This window comes from Kribbella sp. NBC_00662 (genome assembly GCF_041430295.1).
Classification (GTDB): Bacteria; Actinomycetota; Actinomycetes; order Propionibacteriales; family Kribbellaceae; genus Kribbella.
Genome location: NZ_CP109029.1, coordinates 5,838,443 through 5,860,555, shown reverse-complemented (window position 1 = coordinate 5,860,555; position 22,113 = coordinate 5,838,443). Strand labels below are relative to the sequence as shown.

The following is a 22,113-nucleotide window of genomic DNA, read 5'->3' as shown; positions in this document are numbered from 1 at the left end:
TCCGGAACTAGGACGTCCTAGTGACAACTGGTGAGCACTGGGACACCCAACGGGAGGGGGTGAGTCGGCTGACCACACCCATCTCGTCCGCCGCCGATCCGACGACTCGCGCCCGGTGGGCAGTAGGAACCGCGCTCGGGATCCTTCACCCGTCCGCCGTTCCGCTGCGTAACGGCAGGGTCTGGCTGACCGGTCGCGACGACATGGTTCCGGCGCACGTCATGCAGGCCCTGGAGGAGCAACTGGCTCGCCGGGCCGCGGACCGTGCGGCCGACGACCGTTTGCTGGCCGAGGCCATCTGCGTGCTCGGGGCCGAGGTGGCCCGGGTCCGCGGTCAACTGCCGGCCCGTGGCGCGGTCAGGGCACTCGATCAGTACCTGCGCGGCCCGGGGCTGGACCAGTCCCGCCGTGCCGAGGCTGAGGCGTTGCTCAGATACGCGCTCAGCAGTGCCGCCCCCGATGACCCGGAGGCCGCCGCCCGGCTGGACCGCCTGCCCGGATCGACGCGACCCGTCGCACTGTCGACGATCGTGTCGGCCTCGGCGACGATCAGCCGGGACGCTCTCGTCGTCGGTGTGAACGGGCCGGTGAACGGGCCACCGAGCCATCAAGCCGGCCGGCGGCATCGTGCTCCGGTCGGCAACAACCACAGACGTGCCGAAGGTCGGCGGGTCTGGACCTCGCAAGTTCACGGCACGGGCCTGGTGACCGGTGCCGGCGGACGACCGAGTGGCCAGACCGACCTGACCGGGTCCGGCGCGCTGACGGCTCTTGCCGCCATGAACCAGGTCGACCTTGCCGCATCCGGGGTCGACCAGCCGGCCGTCGACCTGCAGACGCAGCAGGCGATCCTGCGGACGACGGTCACCGACGTACCGCAGCACGTCCGGGTCGAGATCGGGAAGACCACGCTCGGCGCGATGGCCCAGGGCATCATCCGGTCCGGTACGGCGGAAGACCCGCACGTCCTGCGGATCTCGCCGCGGCTCGCCGACGAGCAGTTGCGTCACGTGTGGACCCACCAGCTTTCCCTGATGACACAGGAGATCGCGGCCGCGCAGGCGGCCCGGCCGCGCGGCGTACTCGGCCGGCTGAAGTCGGTCTTCGGCCACGAGCGGCGCGATCGCCGCCTCCACGCGGACCATGCGGCGTACCAGGTCATGGTCCGGGACTGGCAGCGGGCCCGCGCCGAGACGCTGGCGAACGGCACTCCCAGCGGCCCGCGCAGCCTGTCGGACCTCGAGCGCGACCTCAACGGCCTGGCCCGGACGATCCGCCGTCACGGCGGTATCGAGCCGGTCCTCCCCTGGTCCGCCGAGGCGATCGCCAGCCCCGACGCTACGGCGTTCGGACTCGCCGCCGCCCGGGCCAACCAGCGGCCCGGGCCGCACTCGGTCGCGCACCTCCGCGAGGAGGTCCTCGCCCAGATCCAGTCGCTCGAAGCGGCAGCAGGCGAGCTCGAGTCGCAGTCGGCCACCAAGGCGGAGACCGCGCATGCCGCGACGGAGCTGGCCGAGGAGACCAAACTCAAGGCCGACGCCGAGGAGCAGGACCTAGATCTCGGCGCCGCCGAACGTGCCCGGATGCTGCGGCTCACGGCCACGGCAGCCGACAACAAGGCCGCCCGGCACACCGAGATCAGCGCCGCGTACGGCGTCGCCGCGGCCGAGGCGCATCGGGCCGTAGCGGCGTACCGGACGCTCCTGGACGGAATCGACCAGGGCGGGTCACAGGCGCAGCTCCTGGCGCTGGCCGACGCTGCGCGCAGCCAGGTAACGAAGTACGAGCAGAGTTACAACGCGGCGATGCCGGTCGCGGAAGTGCTGATGACCGGCACACCCGAGGGTGTACCTGTCGATCTGCCCGTCGACGTGATCAACGAGGAACTGGCCGCGAACGGCGCCTCACGCCAGCTTCCCCAGACCGGGCCGCTGCCGTTGCAGAGTGCGGAGTACCGCCTGCTGCTCTCGCAGGACGGCATGGTGTTCCCCGTCCCCGGTGACGGGGACAGCAGCGTCACGGACATGCCCGAGGTCCGGGTGCGGATGCGGGCGCGCAACATCCGGGAGATCACCCGCCGCGACTTCGAGATGGCCGAACAGATGTCCGGCACGCTCGGCGAAGGCGGTATCAGCGCCGGCACGACGGACACACACTCCGGCAGCACCACCGTCGGACTGAACCTGCAGCCGATCCTCGCGCTGGCCGCGCCGGGTACGCCGTTGCACGCGGCCGCCCAGCTGACCTCGCCGAAGCTCGAGTCGACCCACGGCCACACCCTCGCCGACAACGCCGGCGAGACCGGCTACCACATGCTCGGCTGGGTGAGCCTCCACCGCGGTGAGTCGCTGCTGATGGAGTGGGACGGCGTACTCGAGGTGGAGGTACGCAACTCCCCGCTCGAGCCCTGGTCCCCGGTCCGGAGCATCGACGTCGGCCCCCAGCAGACCTGGGTGGCCAGTCCGTACACCGTGAAGGCGGCGTCCGAGACCGTCACCCTCGCGGAGCTCGGCCACGCCCAAGATGTCACCGGCGAATTCCCGCGCTACACCATCGACAACATCGACGGTCTGCGCGGCGTCGCGACCGACGTCATCCGACAGGCACACGACCGGTACGGCGACCTGGACGAGGTCACCGCCAGCCACATCTCCGGCCTGATCGTCGCGGACACTCCACGGCTGATCCACGACATGAGCCGGCCGGGCGGCATCACCCGGAGCTTCCGGGCGGCCGACGACCACGAGTACGAGCTCACCTGGGAGATCACGCCCGACTGGAGCGCGGCCGAACTGGTCGGCGAGTTCAGCTCCGAGATGGGCATGGAGAAGGTCCCGGTCGGCTTCCTCGGCGGCAACGCGAGCCAGACGTACGGCGCTTCGCTGACCGGCACCGGATCGCTGTCGTTCCCCGGCGTACCGGACGCCGCCCACCCGGTGAGCGCTGCGACCGCGCTGAACAACGTCGCCGGCTCCGGCGTGAACCTCTCACCGACCGTGTCGGCCGGGCGGAACGTGTCCCGGCAGGGCGGCCAGAACATCAGCAACACGACGATCTCGCCCGTCGTCCACCGCTTCATGGGGACCCAGGGCGTCAAGGTCCCGCTCCGGACCGTCGCGACGCTGCGCCGCGTCGGCGACAGCAGGCCGCCGATCGTCGTCGACAGCCCCTGTACGGCGCACATGCGGGTCGCCGAGAACGACCTGCTCCGGGCCGGCGGCCGCGCGGACGCGAAGGCGGTCCGGCGGGACGAACACGATGCGATCCGGACCGACCAGGACGGCCGGGTGCTGCTGCGCGACGACCCGGAGCCGCCGACCGGTCCGCAGACGGCGCCGCCGTGGATGGGCCGCGGACCGAACCAGATCCGCGGCGTCGGCCAGGGCCTGGTCCAGAACGTCGTCGGCGCGGACGCCGCCTGTCACGACGCGCTGGTGGGGCTCGAGGCAGAGGGCCTGGTGCCGGAGCTCGACGAATACGACCGTCCGCGGGGCAACGCGACCAGGTCCCAGCTCGCCAACTACGAGCGCGTCGTACAGGCGATCAGCGCGGCGCGGCTCGCGGCCGGGATGAACGAGGCCTGCCAGGGCGGCCTGATCGTCGTACTCGAGGACCAGGGCTTCGCGGGTACGCCGCGGTGGCGCCCGTACCGGTTGACCGTCGACCAGGAGTACGACGAGAAGACCGGGACCTTCGTGTCCGAGGGCCGCGGCACGAGCACGAACGAGAACCAGGTGCCGCTCGGCATCAGCTCGGTGGCCTCCAGCCGGACGATCGGGCGGAGCAGCTCGGTGCCGATCTCGGCCGGGATCGAGGGATCGATCAAGCCGGCGAAGGGCATCCGCGGCTGGGCCGCCAAGCTCGGCGTGAAGGCCAGCCGGTCCGCGTTCATGCGGAACATGAGCTGGACGGCCGGACTCCGGATCAACCGGGTCACGCTCAGCGAGAGCACCGAACCGCTCGACCGGGTCAAGCAGAAGATCCGGATCAAGTTCGCGGAGATCACCGACAACGGGGTTGCCGAGCCGCTCGCCGACGTGATCGGAAGCATGGAGGTCGCCTACGACACGCCGCTGGCCCGGGCCGAGACGCCGGTGTTCGCACAGACCGCGCAGGCCCCGACCGCGGAGGCGGTCCAGCAGGCGATGCCGGTCGCCGTCGACGCGGGCAACGCGGCCGACGCGCTGGTCGCCGCGATCCCGGCGATCCGGGCGGACTCCACCGCGTTGCCGGCGCTGCACGCGGCGCTGGCCCCGACCAGTCTGGTCGCGAACCGTGAATGGATGAACGGGACGTACAAGCCGACGTTCATGGTGGTGCAGGCGCCGGGCAATCCGATCCACGCGTTGCGGGACGGCACGATCCTGCCGCAGCAGTACCAGGTGCAGATCCGCGGCGAGGCGGTCAGCCTGACCCACGTCGCGATGACGCAGCAGAACAGCGTCGACATCAACTTCACGATGAGCGACGTCGGCTACACCTCTGGGACGTCCACGTCCGGCGGCGTCACCGGCACGGCCGGCGGCGGTCCGGTCGAAGCCGACGGCTCGGCGTACTCCGGCGGCGCATCGCTCGGCTATACCGGTGGCCGGTCGCAGTCGACCACGGTGAGCGAGACCTCCGGCGAAGAGCGGTTGCTGATCAACGCGGGCACGCACCACCAGTTCCTCGAGCAGTACCGGATGTTCGCGGACATCGTGCACAACGGGCAGGTCGTCAAGACCGTCCCGCTGCCTGATGCGACCGTGCAGAAGCTGATGGCCGAGCGGCGGGCGCTGGAGCTGTATGCGTCCGGCAAGCTCGACCTGCCGCTGAGCGTGGTCAGCGACGCGGCCGAGCGGTACCTGAACGACAAGCTGCCGCTCAGTCCTCGGGTCCGCGGCGGCTTCGTCCGCCGCTACACGCTCGAGAAGCAGGGCGTCACGACCGGTCTCGCGGCGACGCACACGACCGAGCGGTTCGCTGCGAAGCTCCGCGCGGAAGGCCTCACCGCAGCGGACCAGTACCAGATGGAGGACGAGAAGCTCACCGCGAGCATCGACCAGTCCGACCAGCTCGCCGAGACCGGCCGCACGATGCACGCGACCGGGCCGTACAAGGACAGCCTGGGCGCGGCCGAGATCGAGAAGCTGGTGGTGATCTCGGGCCAGGTGACCCGGCCCGTCGACCTCGACGCACAGGTCGCGGCACAGATCGACGAGGTCGCCCCCGGCCTGCGGAACGCGAGTCCGGTGCTGCAGGCCGGGCTGGACGTCGCATTCAAACCCGAGAACCTCAGCGGCCAGCTGGACGACATGCTCGGCCCGGGCGGACTCGAGATCCCGCTCGAGGCGCCGTTGCACGGCCGGGAGCATCCCGACGTCATCGTCGTCGTGGTGCGGGCGCACTTCGAGGGTGATGTGACCGTGCGCTCCGTGCTCACCGACGAGGACGGGAAGCTCCTCACCGACGAGCACGGCCGGCCGAAGCTCGCGCCGGAACAGGCCGGCGGGGCCGAGCAGATGTACGACTACGAAGGGCGGGACCGGTCCGCGAGCAGGACCCGGTCGGTCTCGGTCGGAGCCGACGCCGGAGTGCCCGGGGCCGGCGGCGTCAATCCCACCGGCGGCCTGTCGACGGACCTGACCACGACCGACACCCTGGGCGACGGCCACCAGAACACCAACATCCGTCGGCACGGCAACTTCGTCCGGAACCTGGCCGAACGGAAGGTGGTCTTCACCACCGAGGTGGTCCGGCTGCACCACGCCGGCGCGGCGGGGATGTCCAGCACCGGCGCGAAGCTGCGCCGGCTCGACCCCGACGCCGCCGTGACCAGGTCCGCGCCGCGGCAGCTGACCGCGACGCTGTACACGATGATGCCGGAAGGCGTACTCCAGGACGGACCGGATCCGCAGACCCCGGAGGTCGCCGAGCAGACACCCGACCACCGCTCGGTCCGGCTGCCCGAAGGCGCGATGCCGCTCCGGTCGGTGCCGCACGGGCGGGGTGAGAAGAAGCAGGACCAGCTGTTCGACAACCTCAGCGCCGTACTCCGGCAGCCGCAGTTCCTCGGGCGGCGTGGTCTGGCCGACTTCCGGCACCTGATCCGGTCGACGCTCAAGCCCAGCGCGCTCAAGGCGAAGATCGGGCGGCTGCTCGACGGCGGGATCGACCTGGTGCCGATGGCGCGACCCGGCAACGGGAAGTCGATGATCAACGTCACCGTCAACGCCACCCCGGTCGGCTGGGAGCTCGAGGACGACCCGTCGCCGGGTCAGGAGGGTCACGTCTGGCGTAGTCAGCGGGTGGCGCGCGCCAGCAGCTCGCGGAACCGGCGTACGCCGGTGACCGCGACCGGCGGGCTGAACGGCGGACTCTTCTCGGTCAGCGGCTCGAAGGGTGAGCAGGTCAAGGAGCAGACCGCGGACGCGAACGGCACCCGGCTCGAGACCAGCCGCTTCCTCGAAGGACAGATGGTCACGGTCCGGATCCCCGTGGTGTACGACGCCACGATCCGCACCAGCACCGACAACGGCCGCGGTGAGCAGGTCACGAAGAAGACCGCGCACGTGCCGAACCTCGCCAACGGCCAGATGTTCGTCCGGATGCTCGCCCATCGGTACCTCGAGGGCCTCCGGCAGCTGGAGCAGGGCGCGGCGCTGGACTCCGTGCTCGCGAACTCCCGGCTGCAGGCCGTGCCGGAGAAGCTCGGCCGGCCGGACATCGTCGCGACCGAGTACGGCGAGGGCACGACCGGGCCGGTGTACCAGCCGTACCGGCCGCTGCTGGCGGCGATCGACCGGGCGCAGGCGACCAAGAAGCCGGTCGTGCTGCTGGTCAGGGAGGACGACGGCACGGAGCGGAAGTACCAGGCCTTGCCGGGCGATCCGACCCGCAACCGGCCGGCGACCCTGCTCGGGGTGAACGACGGTGGTTTCGCCTCCGCGTTCGCCGCGCTGAATCCGCAGCTGGTGCGGATGGCCGAAGGCCGGGTCGACCTGCGCGAGCTCTACAACACGTCGTCGCCGGACGGCAGCTTCAGCGGCAAGGTCGCCGCCGAACTGGAGAAGGCCGGCGTACCGCGGGATGTGCTGAAGGCGCTCGACTACACCACCGCTGCGCGCACGATGACGCCGGCCGCCGCCCCGACCGCGCGCCATCCGTCGACCGGACGGACGATTGCACCCACCGGTCACGGCCAGACGATGAGCGGACCTTGAAGGCGATGAATTCCGGACGGTTTCCGGAGATCCGAGAGGGGCGGTATGGCATTCGCGGTGGCGCGGACCCGGGACGAGGCGCAGCTGTACCTGGAGCTGCATCCCTGCCCGGACTGCGGGTCGATCGACGCGCCGTGGGAGCAGGCGCTGATCGAGGTCGACGGTGAGCTGACGTCCAGCTACGCCGCGATCTGCCCAGGCTGCAACGCCCACCGCGAGTACCTGTTCGGATTACCGGTTCGGGAGACGCCTGTGCGCGGCTGGCCGACGTTCGGCGGGCCGGAGCCGTCGGAGGTGCTGGATGCGGGTCAGTGGCTGGATGTCGCCGACTCCGCCGCCTCGGAAGTCCCCGCGGACCCGGGCGAGGCCGGTAAGGTGCTGGCCGTCGCGCGGGCGGCCGTGGACGAGGTGATCAAGTTCGTGCCGGCCGGCGCCGACGCCGTACCGCAGGATGGGTTCTGGACGCGCGAGGGTCGTGCCGTCCGGGACGCGGAGCCGGGGCGGTTCCGGCTGGAGCGGTTGCTGATTGCACGTGACGCGTACGACGAGCTTGGCCGAGAGCTAGGAGCGAGATAACCGATGCTGACCGCGAGGACCCTGACCGAGGCCCAGATCTACGTGAGCCTGGTGACGGCGGCCGACCCGGAGGCCCCCGCGGTCGTGCCGGCGCGGCCGGAGCCGGGAGTCAACGTGACCGAAGGCCCGGACGCGTGGGTCTTCGCGTCGCAGGCCGGCGAGATCACCATCCCGTACGCCTCCGAGCGCGCGGCCACCGCGGTCGGCGCGCGCTTCGGGCTGGGCAAGTCGCAGCTGATCGACGCGGCGCAGTGGGCGATCGTCTCCGCGTCGTTCGCCCGCCGGGCGCTGGACGCGGACATGGCCTACACCGGCGCACCCGACCAGGACGGCGACATCGTCGAGCTGAACTGGGAGTTCGCCGCCGACGCTGTCAGCGAGGCGATCAAGTTCCTGCCCGACGACGCGGACGAGGTCCCCGACTCCGACATCTGGTCGGAGTACGGCCGGGCGGCGAAGGCCCGGCACCCGCATCTGGTCAGCCGCGCCAAGCTGACCGACGACCTGGAGTACTACCGCGGCACGCTGGACGATTTCCGCGCGCTGTACAAGCGATCCTGATGTGACGAAGGCCACCGGAAGAAAGTTACTCTACTGCTGAGAAACCTGGCGAAAACCTGAACATCAGGTTGCTAATGTCCCCGCTCACAGCTGGTGAAAGTACCGGCACGTTGAACGGGGAGTGCTGGGTTGACGTCTGCCGCCATCACCGAGGACGGCCCGCAGGGGCGTGCGCGCCAGGCGCTCGGTGTGGCGTTCGGCATCGCGGCCCCGGAGGCGATCGCCCTTCGTGACGGCACCTTCCGGCTGCGGCACTCCCGTGAACGGTTCGCCCGGAAGATGCTGCGCCGGCTCGAACGCCGCCTGGCACGTCGCGCCGGCGACATCACCGACGACCGGCTCGTCGCCGAGGCGGTCGCGCTCGTCGGCGCCGAGGTCGACCGCGTTCGCGGCGGATCCCGCGCGGACGGCGCGACGCAAGCCCTCGACGCTCTGCTCGACCTGCCCGGTCTGCCCGGGTCCCAGCGGGCCGAGGCGCAGGCGCTGCTCCAGGACGTCCTCGACGGCAACCAGCTGACCACCGACGCCGACCTGCGCCGCCTGACCAACGTCCGCGCCCGCCGGCAGTCCCCCGGCCGTCCGCTCGCGCCAGACCTCATCGCCGAGTCGCACGCCCTCGCCCGCGACGTCGAACGCATGCTGCGGGCAGAAGCCGTCCCCACGCCGTCCACCAGCCCGAGCGTCAGCGGTCCGACCGCTCCGGCGCGCGGACTGTTCGGATGGGTACGCCGATTCGTGCAGAACACCCGAACGGCGGCCGACGGGTACCGCGAGGTGCGGGACCGCCGGGCCGAGGCGCAGTACGAGGAGTTCCGGCAGCTCAGTCGGGAGTGGCGGGAGCGTTCCGGCAGCCGGCCGCTCGAGGAGATCGAGCGCGACCTGGCCAACCTGTCGCAGGCGATCCGGCGTGACGGGCATCCTGCACCGCGGCTGCCGTCCGCAGGAGTGCACGTCGTCGTACCGGACAGCCAGGGGCCGGACGACAGCTTCCGGGCGCAGGTACGACGGCAGATCGACGATCTCGAGTCCGCGGCGGCCGACCAGGCCCACCGCGCCGAAGTACGCACCCGCAGCGCGGTGGCCGCAGGTGAGCAGGCCGCCGAACTGTTCGCGGAGGCCGACCGGCAAGCGGCTGGACAGGATGCGTCCGCCCACGAGCGCGCCCGCCGGATCCGCACCCAGGGCCTCCGTCGGCTGCGCGTCGCGGAGCGCCACGCCCAGATCGCGCAGTACTGCACCACCGCCGCCGACCAGGCGAAAGCAGCTGCCGACGCGTACCGGACCGTGCTCGAGGCAGCCGATCTGCAGACCGCTGCGCAGGCTGCTGCCGCGCAGGTGCGGGCGTACCAGAAGGCGACCGCGGCGACGCTCCCCGCGGCGGACGTGCAGCACAACGGGCTTCCGTCCGGTCGGTTGCCGCATCTGACCAGGTTGTGCCGGGAGCTCAATCAAGCTTTGGAGGACCGCGACTCGCCGTATCGGTTCACGCCGGATCTTCTGCATCGGACCCTGCGTGGGGAGAGCCGCCGGATCCTTTCGCCGGACGGCTTCGTGCTGACGATCGGCAACGAGCCCCGCGCCGACGTGGACGGTCTCGTCCAGTTCCACCTGAAGCTCGATCTCGGAGAGCTGCAGGAGGTCCTGGACAGTCCGCTCACGATCGACGAGGCCCAGGTCGGGCAGGTGGTCCAGGGCGGGTACAACGTCGCCACGTCGGCGATGCAGAACTCCGGTACGACGGTCGGCGTCGATCTGCGCTCCGTTACGGAGGCGCTCCCGAACACCAGCAAGGTGAAAGCGGTCGCGAAGGTCGTTTCGCCGGGGTTCGAGTCAGCGACCGGGCAGGGCCTGACGGTCAGCGGCGGAGCGACCGAATACGCGCAGAGCGGTGCGGTGGAGGCACTGCGGGGCGAGATCCTCCGCTACCGATCGGCCCAGCCGCGCTGGAGCTGGCGGATCCGCGACTCCGCTGCGCGCGACTGGTCTCCAGCCCACCTCGTCGACACGGGCGCGGCACACGACACCGCCGCCCTCGACCTCGGGTACATCCACACCTACACGGTGCCGCCGCCGGCCGAGCAGACCGATCTCGAGACGCTCGGCCTGTCGGCGGAACGCAGTACGGCGATGCCCGAGCACATGGCGACCCGGGTCGACGGGCTCAACGACCTGTGCGACCGGACCGTGGCCGAACTGCGGCAACGCCTCGGATCGCTGGACCGCGTCGGCCATGACCGGATCCGGAGCCTGGCCGCAGAGGACGCGATGACCCGGCTGGACGAGACGACCCGGCCCGGCGGCGTCTGGCGACTGATCACGAACGGCGGCCGGCCGGTGGCCTGGGCGCAACTGGAGACCGTCGCCGAGCTGGAGACCGCCGAACTGGTCAGCGACAGCTCCCCCGACCACAAGCTCGAGATCTGGCGGGTCGGCAACTCCGGCACGTCCGGTACCCAGGGCTTCAGCAACTCCCGCACCCTGAGTGCGACGGCGACGACCGCTGTGTCCGACATCGGTTCGTCCACGATCGACCTCGGGCCGGGCGTCCGCGCCGGCCGGAACACCGGTCAGGAGGACACCGCGTCCACCGCCGACCTGGGCAGTCGTTGGAGCACCCAACGAGTAGCGCCGACCGTCGGTGTAAAGCTCCGGCTGCGGCACAAGGTCACCGTGCATCGGCTCGATCGCGAGGAGTCGTTCAGCACCGAGGGCGACGGCGACGCGTACCTGCGGATGGCAGAGCGCGACGCCTTCCGGTACGGACTGCCGGTGCCGGCCGCGGCTCTCGTCCGCGAGAACGGTGAGCTGCGCCGCGGCACGGACGGCCGGCTGCTGCTGCGCGGAGACCCGCGCCCGACAGACACCCCGCTCCGCCTGCCGGTGTGGCTCGGCAACGGACCGGGCCAGCTGCGCGGCGCTGGACCGGCCATGATCCGGGAGCTGACCGGAGCCGACCAGGCTCTGCAGGACTTCCTCGAGCACCTGTCCCGGCAGTCGATGGTTCCGCCACTGATCGATGGCCATCCGGTGCCTACCGGCCTCATCGGTGAGGATGCGGCCGTCCTGCTCAGCCGCACCGAGAACTGGGAGCGCGCCCGCCAGCAGCTCGCCAGGCATCGCCTGGAGACCGGGTACGACCACGCGGCGCAGGACGGGTTGACCTTCCAGCTCACCGAGCACCACACCGGCCACCCACCACGGGTCCGGTCCTATCGCATCGCGATCGAGCAGCACTTCGACCGCGCAAGCCCGATCGGTGTCGCCGACGACGACATGGTCGTCAACGTGGACATCGGCGTGAGTACGTCGGGTCGCTCCAGCAGCCAGTCGCGGAGCCTGCCCTGGTCGGCGTACCTCGGGGTCAGCAACGCTCCGGCGCCCGGGCAGTCCGGGAGTACGCCGCAGGCGCGGGCGTCGGTCGGGCGGTCGTCGCTGGGCCGGTCGCTCGGGTGGTCGTCGAGCCGGGGCGCGTACCGGATGACGGTGTCCGAGTCGAGCGCGCAGGTCGCGGTGTTCGACGTACCGCACACGATCACGATCAGCGAGATCACCGATGACGGCACCGAGGTACCGATCGTCTCGTCGGAGGGCAGCGCCCGGGTTTGTCTCGACAGCGAGTTCTGCGCCGGGCCTGAGCAGCCGGCCATCGCAGTACGCGATCGGGTCGATCCGGGTCTGCTGCAGACCGCGACGGTCCAGCACATCGACGCGCGTGCCCCGATCGCTCGCCTGATCGAGGCCGTGCCCGAGCTCGGGCGGGGTGACAGCTCGGCGCTGCACCACCTCAGCGCCTTCCTGGCGCCGCGGAACCTCATCTCCCGGCCGGAGCTGCTCACCACCGAGTACCGCACCGGTCTGGCCGTCAGCCCAGCGCCTTCCGATGCACTCGAGGCAGTACGACGCCGCGGCCTCAGCCCTCGCCGTACAGCGCTCAGCGTCACCACCCGCGTCGAGAACCTCAGGTACGTCGGCAGCGGGCACCCGATCCTCGCCGAGCTGAACGTGACGCTGGCGAGCACCGGCAGTACGTCGGGTGTCTCCACCGGCGCGACGGCCGGCGTGAGTGCAGGCACCGGCTCGGTGTCGGCGGACGGGGACGCGCTGGGCGGATCGATCGGGCTGAACCGGTCGACCACCCGCTCCTCAGCCAGCTCGGAGACGTCCACCAGTGGCGTCGAGCGAACGCTGATGCGGGACGGGCAGCACTACCAGTTCTGGGGAGACCTCGTTCTGGAGGCGAAGCTCCGGTCCGGCAGCGCAGCAGTTCGCACGATCCCGCTGGAGACCGGTGCCGTCGTACTCACACTCCCCGAGGGCGATGCACTCCGGGCGTACGGGCGGAACGAGCTCGACCTCCCGCTGCACCAGGTGTCGGATGCCGTCGAGCGGCTGCTGGACGACAACCTCGACCTCCCCCGCCGTACGACGACCGCCTTGCTGCGGCGCTACCGGATCGAGAAGGCCGGGGCCGGCGGGCTGGCCGCGACGCACACCGACGAGCGGCTGGCGAACAAGTTGCGCGAGGCAACGGGTCTCACGACGCCGCGCGGGACCGGACTGGATGCCGCGCTCGTGGAGGCCGAGGTCCTGGCGCGGATCCGGGTCGAGGTCCCGGTGCCGCGCAACTACGAGCAGATGCTGGGCTCGGCCCAGGTCGATCGCTCGTCGCTGCAGGACCTGGACGGGAACGACAGCGACATGTTCCGCGAGGTGTGCGCCGCGATCGGGGAGCATTCGCCGCAGGCGCTGGACGACGCGGTGCTGACGAGCGCGTTGCGTGGTGATCTGAGCGGCACGCGGTGGCGTAACCAGCTGGACGAGATGCTCGACCCTCGCGGGTTCGTCCGGGAGCTGCCGGTCCGCGACGGCACGGGCACGCGCAACCTCCGGGTCCGGGTGAAGGTGCGGTTCGTCGGACCGGTGACCACCGAGGCCGGCGGGACGGAAGGGCAGAGCGGCAACGGCTACGGCCTGCAGCAGCTGTGGGGCCTGCGGGATCGCACCAGAAGCGTGACCGAAGGTACGTCGTACAGCGGTGAGGTCGGCGTCTCCGCAACCGACGGTGCCTCCGCGACCATCGGAGCCGGCGCGGAGCTCGGTACCTCCACCACCTCGTCGAGCAGCGAGCTCAACACCCGCATCAGCACCGGGCTGGCGCTGTCGACGGCCCGGATCGAGCGGGACTACCAGGTCCTCATCGAGGTCGAGGATTCGGCAGAGCCCGGGGGCAAAGCGGCGTCGGTGACCCGGCGGGAGGCCTCCGGGCGGATCAGCCTCTCGGTGCCGGCGTCCGCACTCCACTCAGCTCCGCTCCAGGACGGTCCGCAGGTCGTCGACCATCGAGCCGTCAGGCTGCCGGACAACTACCTCGTCGACGGAACGCTCCCCCACCTGCCCGGGGCGCCGTCGGAGAACGCCTTGTTCGACGCGGCCGTCGCCCGTCTCGGCCGGCCAGACCTGTTGCGCAGCGCCGGCGTCCGGGTGCATCAGACGACGCTGGAGTCCTTGCTCGGCGCGGCGAACCGAGCGGTCGCCTTCCAGGAGATGGCTGGCCCTTCGGGGCACGAACTCGTGCCGCTCGCGATCCCCGGGCAGACCTCGCGGGTCGTGGTGGTCCGGGTCCGCGCGGAGGTGTCGGGCCTGGAGCTGATCTCGGATCCCGACGAGGACTCGACCACTCAGCTCGGCGAGAACTCCCGCGAGCTGCGGATCAGCCAGCTGACGGCCCGCAGCAACCGCCTGCTGCCCGGCTCCCGCTCCGTCGGCGGTACGACGCCCGGCGGGCCGATCACGGTCGGGCTGACCTCCGGCCGCCGCGTCGGCGAGCAGGACACCGGCACGGTCGGCGCGCGCCATGAGACCGGCGTGTACGAATCCGGGCAGGTGGTCACGGTCAAGGTCAGCGTCGACTACCACCTCGACTTCGAGCGCCGCCGGATCGACCGGAACCACCGACCGAAGGTCGAGCGCGCCGACTCAGTGCACCGGGCCGCGTCCGGCGAGGCGTACCTGACGATGTTCCGCCACGAGTACGACGCGATGCGGGCCCGGATGGAGGCCGGTGAACCCGCTCTCGCCGGCTGGGATCCGGCGGAGCAACCCAAGCCGGCCCGGGTCCGAACCGTCTCGATGCGGGCGGACGCCGACGAGGAGCACCCGTACCAGCCGTTGGTCGACGCACTCGGCCAAGCCCGCCGCGACGGCGTGAACGTCCGGCTCACGATCCGGGAGTCGAGCGGCGCGCGACAGGTGTACGTCGCCGGACCGGACGGCACCCTGACGAGCCGGACCGACGGCGAGTTCGCAGAAGCGTTCGCGACGCTCCACCCGCGGCTCGCACTGCTGGCAGAGGGCCTGGTCGATCTCCGCGAACTGCACGCGTCGACGTCGGGCCGGTTCACCGGTGCGGTCGTCGACGCCCTGCAGCAGCACGGCATTCCCGCGTCGGCGCTGGTCGAGACGGACTCGCGCATGCGCCGTACGCCTGCCGCTCACGACACCGACGGCCCGCCGGCGCGAAGGATGCACGCGTCGAACCCGGGGACGGGAATGACCATCGAATGAACGACGGAATGAACGACGCCTACTCCGGCTGATCCACGTCGATCCGGATCGCCCGCGCGTCGACGGCGGCCTGTTCGAGCACCTTCTGCTTCGGATCCGGTACGCCGAGGAACGGCGGCCGCACCAACGCGGGCAGATCCTTCAGGCGGGGATCCTCGAGGACCGAGTCGACCGCCCGCCGGTCTCCCCCGCACACCAGGACGTCGAGCTTCGCCGGGGCCAGGATCCGAACGGCGACCTCCGTCGCGGCCGCGAACGCCTCACGGGCCTGGTTGTCCCGCCGGCGGGCGTACCGCTGCTGCGACCAGCCGCCCGCCTTCGTCGTCCCCTGCACGTGCCGGGACCCGACCTTCGAGTCGAGAAGCTTGCCCTCGGCAAATACCCCGGCACCGTACCCGCCGCGGCGGACGAGCAGGATGCCGAGCCGCCGCTCGGTCAGCACATGTGCGACGAGCCCCTCGCGGGACAGGTCCGCGAGAGGCTCGAACGGCACGGTGACGACGGCCGAGGATCCGTCCTCGGCGGACAACGTGACACTGGTCGGCGTCACGCCGTACTCGACGTCACCGTGCCGTTCACCGAAGCCGGTCAGCCACCTGTCCAACCGGTCCGGCGATACGTGAACGATCTTGCTCACACGTTGAAGCCGAGCGCCCGCAGCTGGTCGCGGCCGTCATCGGTGATCTTCTCCGGGCCCCACGGCGGCATCCAGACCCAGTTGATCCGGAAGTCGTTGACGAGACCGTCCAGCGCCATCCGGGTCTGGTCCTCGATCACGTCGGTCAGCGGGCAGGCCGCGGACGTCAGCGTCATGTCGATGATCGCCGTACTGGTGTCGTCGACGGTGATGCCGTAGATCAGGCCCAGGTCGACCACGTTGATGCCGAGCTCCGGGTCGACGACGTCCTTGAGTGCCTCGGTGACGTCCTCGACCTTGGCCGGCGTGCTGCCGACCGGCGCGGCGGCCGCGTCGAGGTCGACCTCGGGCAGCTCGATCTTCTCGTCGGTCTGGTCAGGCATTCTTCACTCCTTCGTTGGCGGCCAGGGCCTGCGCCGTGGCATCGCGCCACGCCGACCAGCCCAGCAGTGCACACTTCACCCGGGCCGGGAACTGCGCGACACCCGCGAACGCCACACCGTCCTCGAGAACCTCTTCGTCCGGCTCCACGTTCCCCCGGCCCTGCATCAGCTCGAGGAACTTCTCGTACGTCGCCATGCCTTCGGACACCGGCTTGCCGATCACCAGGTCCGACATCACCGATGTCGCCGCCTGGCTGATCGAGCAGCCGACGCTGTTGTGCGTGACGCCCTTGACGGTGTCGCCGTCGAGCTCGACCCGGAGCGTGACCTCGTCCCCGCAGGACGGGTTCACGTGGTGCACCTCCACGTCGTACGGATCCGACAGCCCCGCGTGGTGCGGGCTGCGGTAGTGATCCAGGATGATCTCCTGGTAAAGGCTGTCGAGCTGCATATCAATCCACCTTGAAGTACGAGCGCACGAATCCCAGGCCGTCCACGAGCGCCTCGATCTCCTCGGGCGTCGTGTACAGATAGAAAGACGCTCTGGTCGACGATTGCATTCCGAACCGCTCGTGCACCGGGCGCGCGCAGTGGTGCCCGGCCCGGACGGCGATGCCGCGGGTGTCCAGCACGGTCGACACGTCGTGCGGGTGTACGCCGTCCAGCGCGAAGCTGATCGCACCGCCGTGATCGGTGGCGTCCTGCGGTCCGAGGATCGTCAGACCCGGAACCGTCTTCAGGCCCTCGAGCGCGTACTCGACGATCGCGTGCTCGTGCGCCGCGATCTTGTCCATCCCGATCCCGGACAGGTAGTCGACGGCCGCACCGAGCCCGACCGCCTGCGCGATCGGAGGCGTACCCGCCTCGAACCGGGCCGGCGGAGCGGCGTACGTCGAGCCGGTCATCCGGACGATCTCGATCATCTCGCCGCCACCGAGGAACGGCGGGAGCGACGCGAGCAGGTCGTACCGTCCCCAGAGCACGCCGATACCGGTCGGGCCGACCACTTTGTGACCGGTGAAGGCCAGCAGGTCGGCGCCGAGCGTCGAGACGTCGACCGGGAACTGCGGGACGGCCTGCGACGCGTCGACGACGACGGTCGCGCCGACCGCGTGCGCCTTCGCGGCGATATCGGTGATCGGGTTGATCGTGCCGAGCGCGTTCGAGACCCAGGTCAATGCGACCACCTTGGTCTGCTCGGTCAGCAGCTCGTCGATGTTCGACAGGTCGAGCCGGCCGTCCTCGGTCACTCCGAACCACTTCAGCGTCGCGCCGGTCCGCTCGCACGCGAGCTGCCACGGGACGATGTTGCTGTGGTGCTCCATCTCGGACACCACCACGACATCGCCCGGCTTCAGCGACGCGCCGAGCGTGTGCGCGGCGAGGTTGAGCGCCTCGGAGGCGTTCTTGGTGAAGACGATCTCGTCCCGGGACGGCGCGCCGATGAACGCCGCGACCTTGTCCCGGCCGCCCTCGTACGCCGCCGTGGCCTCGGCACCGAGCTGGTGCATGGCCCGGGCCACGTTGGCGTTGTGCTTGAGGTAGTGGTCCTCGATCGCCTGCACCACCTGGCGCGGCTTCTGCGAGGAGTTCGCCGAGTCGAGGTAGACCAGCGGGAACCCGCCGGCCAACTCGCGCGACAGGATGGGGAAGTCCGCCCGGACCGACTGCAGGTCCAGGGGACTGCTGAACGTCCGGGCGTCGGTCACTTCGCGCCTGCCTTCAGGAACCGCTCGTAGCCGTTGGCCTCGAGCTCTTCGGCGAGCTCCGGACCGCCCTCTTCGGCGACGCGGCCGTCGACGAACACGTGTACGAAGTCCGGCTTGATGTAGCGCAGGATCCGCGTGTAGTGGGTGATCAGCAGAACGCCCTTGTCGCCCTGCGCGGCGAACCGGTTGACGCCCTCGGAGACGATCCGCAGCGCGTCGATGTCGAGGCCGGAGTCGGTCTCGTCGAGGATCGCGACCTTCGGGTTCAGCAACTCGAGCTGGACGATCTCGTGCCGCTTCTTCTCACCGCCGGAGAAGCCCTCGTTGACGTTGCGGGTGCCGAAGTCGGAGTCCATGTCCAGGTCGGCGAGCGCCTTGTTGACGTCCTTGACCCAGGTGCGCAGCTTCGGCGCCTCACCGTCGATCGCGGTCTTCGCGGTCCGGAGGAAGTTCGCCACCGAGACACCGGGCACCTCGACCGGGTACTGCATGGCCAGGAACAGGCCGGCCCGGGCGCGCTCGTCGACGGACATGTCCAGCACGTCCTCGCCGTCCAGCGTCACGGTGCCGCTGGTGACGTTGTACTTCGGGTGCCCGGCGATCGAGTACGCCAGCGTCGACTTGCCGGAGCCGTTCGGGCCCATGATCGCGTGCGTCTGACCACCGGCGATGGTCAGGTCGACGCCGCGCAGGATCTGCTTCGGGCCGTTCTCGGTGTCGACCGACACGTGCAGGTCGCGGATCTCGAGTGTCGCCATGAGGATCTTCTATCTCCGTCGTTTACAGGGCTGCTTGGTTCAGGGGGTTCTTCACGTCGACGAGTACGTCGTCGCCGTCGAGGCGCACGGGGTAGATCGGCACCGGGTCGTACGCCGGCAGGCTGGTCGGCTCGCCGGTGCGCAGGTCGAAGCGGGACCCGTGCAGCCAGCACTCGATCTCGCACTCGCCGACGTCACCCTCGGACAGCTGGATCTGCGCGTGCGAGCACTCGTCCCGCACCGCGAAGTACTGTCCCTCGCTCTTCACGACCGCGACCTCGACACCGCCGACCTCGACCGGGATGACTCCCTCGTCGGGTACATCGGCGGCGGCGCAGGCGCGCTCGAAGCTGTCGCTCACCGGCCGACGACCACCTTGGCGGATTCGCTCAGCTCGGCGGTGCGGGCCAGCTTCTCTTCGATCACCTCGTGCAGGTGCTCGGTGACCTCGGGTACGCCGATCTTGCCGATGATGTCGTTGAAGAAGCCGGACACCACCAGCCGCCGGGCCGCGTCCTCGGGGATGCCGCGGGCCTGCAGGTAGAACAGCTGCTCGTCGTCGAACCGGCCGGTCGCGGACGCGTGGCCGGCGCCCTCGATCTCGCCGGTCTCGATCTCCAGGTTCGGCACCGAGTCGGCGCGGGCGCCGTCGGTCAGGACCAGGTTGCGGTTCAGCTCGAAGGTGTCGGTGCCCTCGGCCGCGGCCCGGATCAGCACGTCGCCGATCCACACCGAGCGGGCGTTGTCACCGGCCAGCGCGCCCTTGTAGAGCACGTTGCTCTTGCAGTTGGCCGCCTCGTGGTCGACGAAGAGCCGGTTCTCGTGGTGCTGACCGGACTCCGCGAAGTACACCCCGAGCAGTTCGGCGTCGCCACCGGGACCGGCGTACCGGACGTTGGTGCCGATCCGGACGATCTTGCCGCCCAGAGTGACCGCGACGTGGTGGAGCTTCGCGTCCCGGCCGACGACGGCGTCGTGCTGGCCGAGGTGGATCGACTCGTGGTCGCCCTGCTGGATCGAGACGACCCGCAACTCGGCGCCGTCACCGACGACGATCTCGACGTTGCTGCCGAGCTCGCCGGATCCGCTGTGATCGATGATCACGATGGCCTTGCTGTGCCGGCCGGACTCGATGATCAGGTGGCTGAAGCCGCGGGCGCCGAGGCTCGCGACGTTGACGTGCACCGCCTCGGTCAGCTCGGCCTCGACCGGGATCCGGACCGCGAACGCGTCGCCGGCGTGGTTCCAGGCGACGGCCGCGGAGCGGTCCTGCGGCTTGCCGACCTTGAGCGAGTCCGCGGCGACGGTCTCGAAGACCACGCCCTCCGGACCGGACGCGTCGACCTTCGGGGTCTCGGTGCCGGCCGCGTCCTCGAACAGTGCCTTCAGCTGCTTGACCGGGGTGAAGCGCCACTCCTCCTCGCGTCCGGTCGGCACCGCGAAGTCGGCCACGTCGTACGACGTCGGCCGCTCGCTGCGGGCCTGGAGCGGGACCGGCGAACCCGGCCCGTGGGAGTGCGCCCTGTTGCCGGTAGCAACAAGGGTTTCAGCGGCGGACATCAGCCGACGGCCCCTTCCATCTGCAGCTCGATCAAACGGTTCAGTTCCAGCGCGTACTCCATCGGGAGCTCGCGGGCGATCGGCTCGATGAAGCCGCGGACGATCATCGCCATCGCCTCGTCCTCGGCCATGCCCCGGCTCATCAGGTAGAAGAGCTGGTCGTCGCTGACCTTGGACACGGTCGCCTCGTGACCCATCGCCACGTCGTCCTCGCGGACGTCGACGTACGGGTAGGTGTCGGAGCGGCTGATCGTGTCGACCAGCAGCGCGTCACAGCGCACCGTGGACTTGCTGTGGTGGGAGCCCGGCGCGACCTCGACCAGACCGCGGTACGACGTCCGGCCGCCGCCGCGGGCCACCGACTTCGACACGATCGAGCTCGACGTGTACGGCGCGTTGTGCACCATCTTCGAGCCGGCGTCCTGGTGCTGGCCCTCGCCCGCGAACGCGACCGACAGCGTCTCGCCCTTGGCGTGCTCACCCATCAGGTAGACGGCCGGGTACTTCATCGTCACCTTGGAACCGATGTTGCCGTCGATCCACTCCATCGTCGCGCCCTCTTCGCAGGTGGCGCGCTTGGTGACCAGGTTGTAGACGTTGTTCGACCAGTTCTGGATCGTCGTGTAGCGGCAGCGGGCGCCCTTCTTCACGATGATCTCGACCACCGCGGAGTGCAGCGAGTCCGACTTGTAGATCGGCGCCGTGCAGCCCTCGACGTAGTGCACGTAGGCGTCCTCGTCGACGATGATCAGGGTCCGCTCGAACTGGCCCATGTTCTCGGTGTTGATCCGGAAGTAGGCCTGCAGCGGGATGTCCACCTTGACGCCCTTGGGCACGTAGATGAACGAGCCGCCGGACCAGACCGCGGTGTTCAGCGAGGCGAACTTGTTGTCGCCGACCGGGATGACGGAGCCGAAGTACTCCTTGAAGAGCTCCGGGTGCTCCTTCAGGCCGGTGTCGGTGTCGAGGAAGATGACGCCCTGCGCCTCCAGGTCCTCACGGATCTGGTGGTAGACGACCTCCGACTCGTACTGCGCGGCGACGCCGGCGACCAGGCGCTGCTTCTCCGCCTCCGGGATGCCGAGCTTGTCGTAGGTGTTCTTGATGTCCGGCGGCAGCTCCTCCCAGGAGGTGGCCTGCTTCTCGGTGGACCGGACGAAGTACTTGATGTTGTCGAAGTCGATCCCGGACAGGTCGGCGCCCCACGACGGCATCGGCTTGCGGTCGAAGAGCTTCAGGCCCTTCAGCCGCAGGTCGAGCATCCACTCCGGCTCGTTCTTGAGGGCGGAGATCCCCCGCACCACGTCGGTGCTGAGGCCGCGCTGGGCGACCGCACCGGCGGCGTCGGAGTCGGCCCAGCCGTACTGGTAGTTGCCGAGGCCTTCCAGTTCGGGGTGAGCGGTTTGCGTCATCGTGCGGTCCTCGCAGCTTCGCCGTCGGATACAGGGGCAGCAGGCACTGAGTCGACAGGGCCTGGGATATGCGTCGTACAGACACCGTCGCCGTGGGCGATGGTGGCCAAGCGCTGCACGTGCTTGCCGAGGAGTCTCGAGAACACCTCGGTCTCGGCCTCGCACAGCTGAGGGAACTGCTCGGCCACGTGCGCGACCGGGCAGTGGTGCTGGCAGAGCTGGGCGCCGTGGCCCGCCTCCGCCGTGGAGGCTGCGTACCCGTCGGCCGTCAGGGCCTGGGCGAGCACCTCCGCCTTCTTGCTCTCGGGAGCCAGCGCGAGCTGCTCCCGGTACCGCTCCTCCACCTCGGCGACACGGCGCCGGGCGAACTCCGCCACGGCGTCGTCACCGCCGGCCTCGGCGATGAACCGCATCGCGGTCGCCGCCAGGTCGTCGTACGCCTGGTGGAAGGCGTGCCGGCCGGTGTCGGTCAGCACGAAGACCTTCGCGGGGCGGCCGCGGCCGCGCGGGCCGTAGACGCGCTCCTCGCGGGACTCGACCAGGCCCTCGTCGAGCAGGTGGTCGAGATGCCGGCGGACAGCCGCCGGGGTCAGCTCGAGCCGCTCCGCCAGCACCGCGGCGCTGGACGGACCGTTGGTCAGGATCGAGCGTGCGACCCGGTCCCGGGTGGACTCGTCCCGCGCGGCAGCGCCGACCGGCGCCGATCCGTTCGCAGGAGTTTTCACAACATCAGTGTCGCGTAATTCCCGGG

13 protein-coding genes are annotated in these 22,113 nt (G+C 70.3%); 4 read left to right on the top strand and 9 right to left on the bottom strand.

Annotated features, from left to right (window positions below; all coding sequences use genetic code 11):
• The first annotated feature begins 20 nt into the window (after positions 1-20).
• The 4 genes from OHA10_RS29110 to OHA10_RS29095 all read left to right on the top strand — a co-directional run bounded on the left by OHA10_RS29110 (position 21) and on the right by OHA10_RS29095 (position 14,903).
• Positions 21-7,202 carry a hypothetical protein gene (locus tag OHA10_RS29110; RefSeq protein WP_371401940.1) on the top strand — a complete coding sequence of 2,394 codons (7,182 nt, stop codon included), beginning with the start codon at positions 21-23 and terminating at the stop codon, positions 7,200-7,202.
• A 45-nt stretch (positions 7,203-7,247) separates the two neighbouring features.
• Entirely contained in the window at positions 7,248-7,778 is a 531-nt protein-coding gene (locus OHA10_RS29105; protein ID WP_371401939.1) for a hypothetical protein, read from the top strand.
• Between the two features lie 3 nt (positions 7,779-7,781).
• Complete coding sequence (locus OHA10_RS29100; protein WP_371401938.1) at positions 7,782-8,339, top strand: hypothetical protein; 558 nt, start codon at positions 7,782-7,784, stop codon at positions 8,337-8,339.
• 129 nt (positions 8,340-8,468) lie between these two features.
• Positions 8,469-14,903 (top strand): hypothetical protein, encoded by a 6,435-nt coding sequence (locus OHA10_RS29095; protein WP_371401937.1) that lies wholly within the window; start codon positions 8,469-8,471, stop codon positions 14,901-14,903.
• Positions 14,904-14,922: 19 nt separating this feature from the next.
• Here OHA10_RS29095 and OHA10_RS29090 read toward each other — a convergent pair whose 3' ends face one another.
• Genes OHA10_RS29090 through OHA10_RS29050 form a run of 9 tightly spaced genes read right to left on the bottom strand, consistent with a single transcriptional unit; the run spans position 14,923 to position 22,087 of the window.
• Positions 14,923-15,540, bottom strand: coding sequence for an acVLRF1 family peptidyl-tRNA hydrolase (locus tag OHA10_RS29090; RefSeq protein WP_371401936.1), 618 nt, complete (start codon positions 15,538-15,540; stop codon positions 14,923-14,925).
• Positions 15,537-15,923 carry a metal-sulfur cluster assembly factor gene (locus OHA10_RS29085; protein WP_371401935.1) on the bottom strand — a complete coding sequence of 129 codons (387 nt, stop codon included), beginning with the start codon at positions 15,921-15,923 and terminating at the stop codon, positions 15,537-15,539. Before OHA10_RS29085 ends, OHA10_RS29090 begins: the two co-directional genes overlap by 4 nt.
• Complete coding sequence (gene sufU / locus OHA10_RS29080; RefSeq protein WP_137254936.1) at positions 15,916-16,374, bottom strand: Fe-S cluster assembly sulfur transfer protein SufU; 459 nt, start codon at positions 16,372-16,374, stop codon at positions 15,916-15,918. Before sufU ends, OHA10_RS29085 begins: the two co-directional genes overlap by 8 nt.
• A 1-nt stretch (position 16,375) precedes the next feature.
• Complete coding sequence (locus OHA10_RS29075; RefSeq protein WP_371401934.1) at positions 16,376-17,632, bottom strand: cysteine desulfurase; 1,257 nt, start codon at positions 17,630-17,632, stop codon at positions 16,376-16,378.
• Positions 17,629-18,390 carry a Fe-S cluster assembly ATPase SufC gene (gene sufC, locus OHA10_RS29070; protein ID WP_371401933.1) on the bottom strand — a complete coding sequence of 254 codons (762 nt, stop codon included), beginning with the start codon at positions 18,388-18,390 and terminating at the stop codon, positions 17,629-17,631. The genes OHA10_RS29075 and sufC overlap by 4 nt, the downstream gene beginning before the upstream one ends.
• Positions 18,391-18,412: 22 nt before the next feature.
• Positions 18,413-18,751, bottom strand: coding sequence for a non-heme iron oxygenase ferredoxin subunit (locus OHA10_RS29065; protein WP_130438612.1), 339 nt, complete (start codon positions 18,749-18,751; stop codon positions 18,413-18,415).
• On the bottom strand, positions 18,748-19,950 hold the full coding sequence (gene sufD, locus OHA10_RS29060; protein ID WP_371401932.1) for a Fe-S cluster assembly protein SufD: 1,203 nt from the start codon (positions 19,948-19,950) through the stop codon (positions 18,748-18,750). Before sufD ends, OHA10_RS29065 begins: the two co-directional genes overlap by 4 nt.
• Positions 19,950-21,362, bottom strand: coding sequence for a Fe-S cluster assembly protein SufB (sufB, locus tag OHA10_RS29055; protein ID WP_371401931.1), 1,413 nt, complete (start codon positions 21,360-21,362; stop codon positions 19,950-19,952). Before sufB ends, sufD begins: the two co-directional genes overlap by 1 nt.
• Positions 21,359-22,087, bottom strand: coding sequence for a helix-turn-helix transcriptional regulator (locus OHA10_RS29050; protein ID WP_371401930.1), 729 nt, complete (start codon positions 22,085-22,087; stop codon positions 21,359-21,361). Before OHA10_RS29050 ends, sufB begins: the two co-directional genes overlap by 4 nt.
• Positions 22,088-22,113 lie beyond the last annotated feature (26 nt).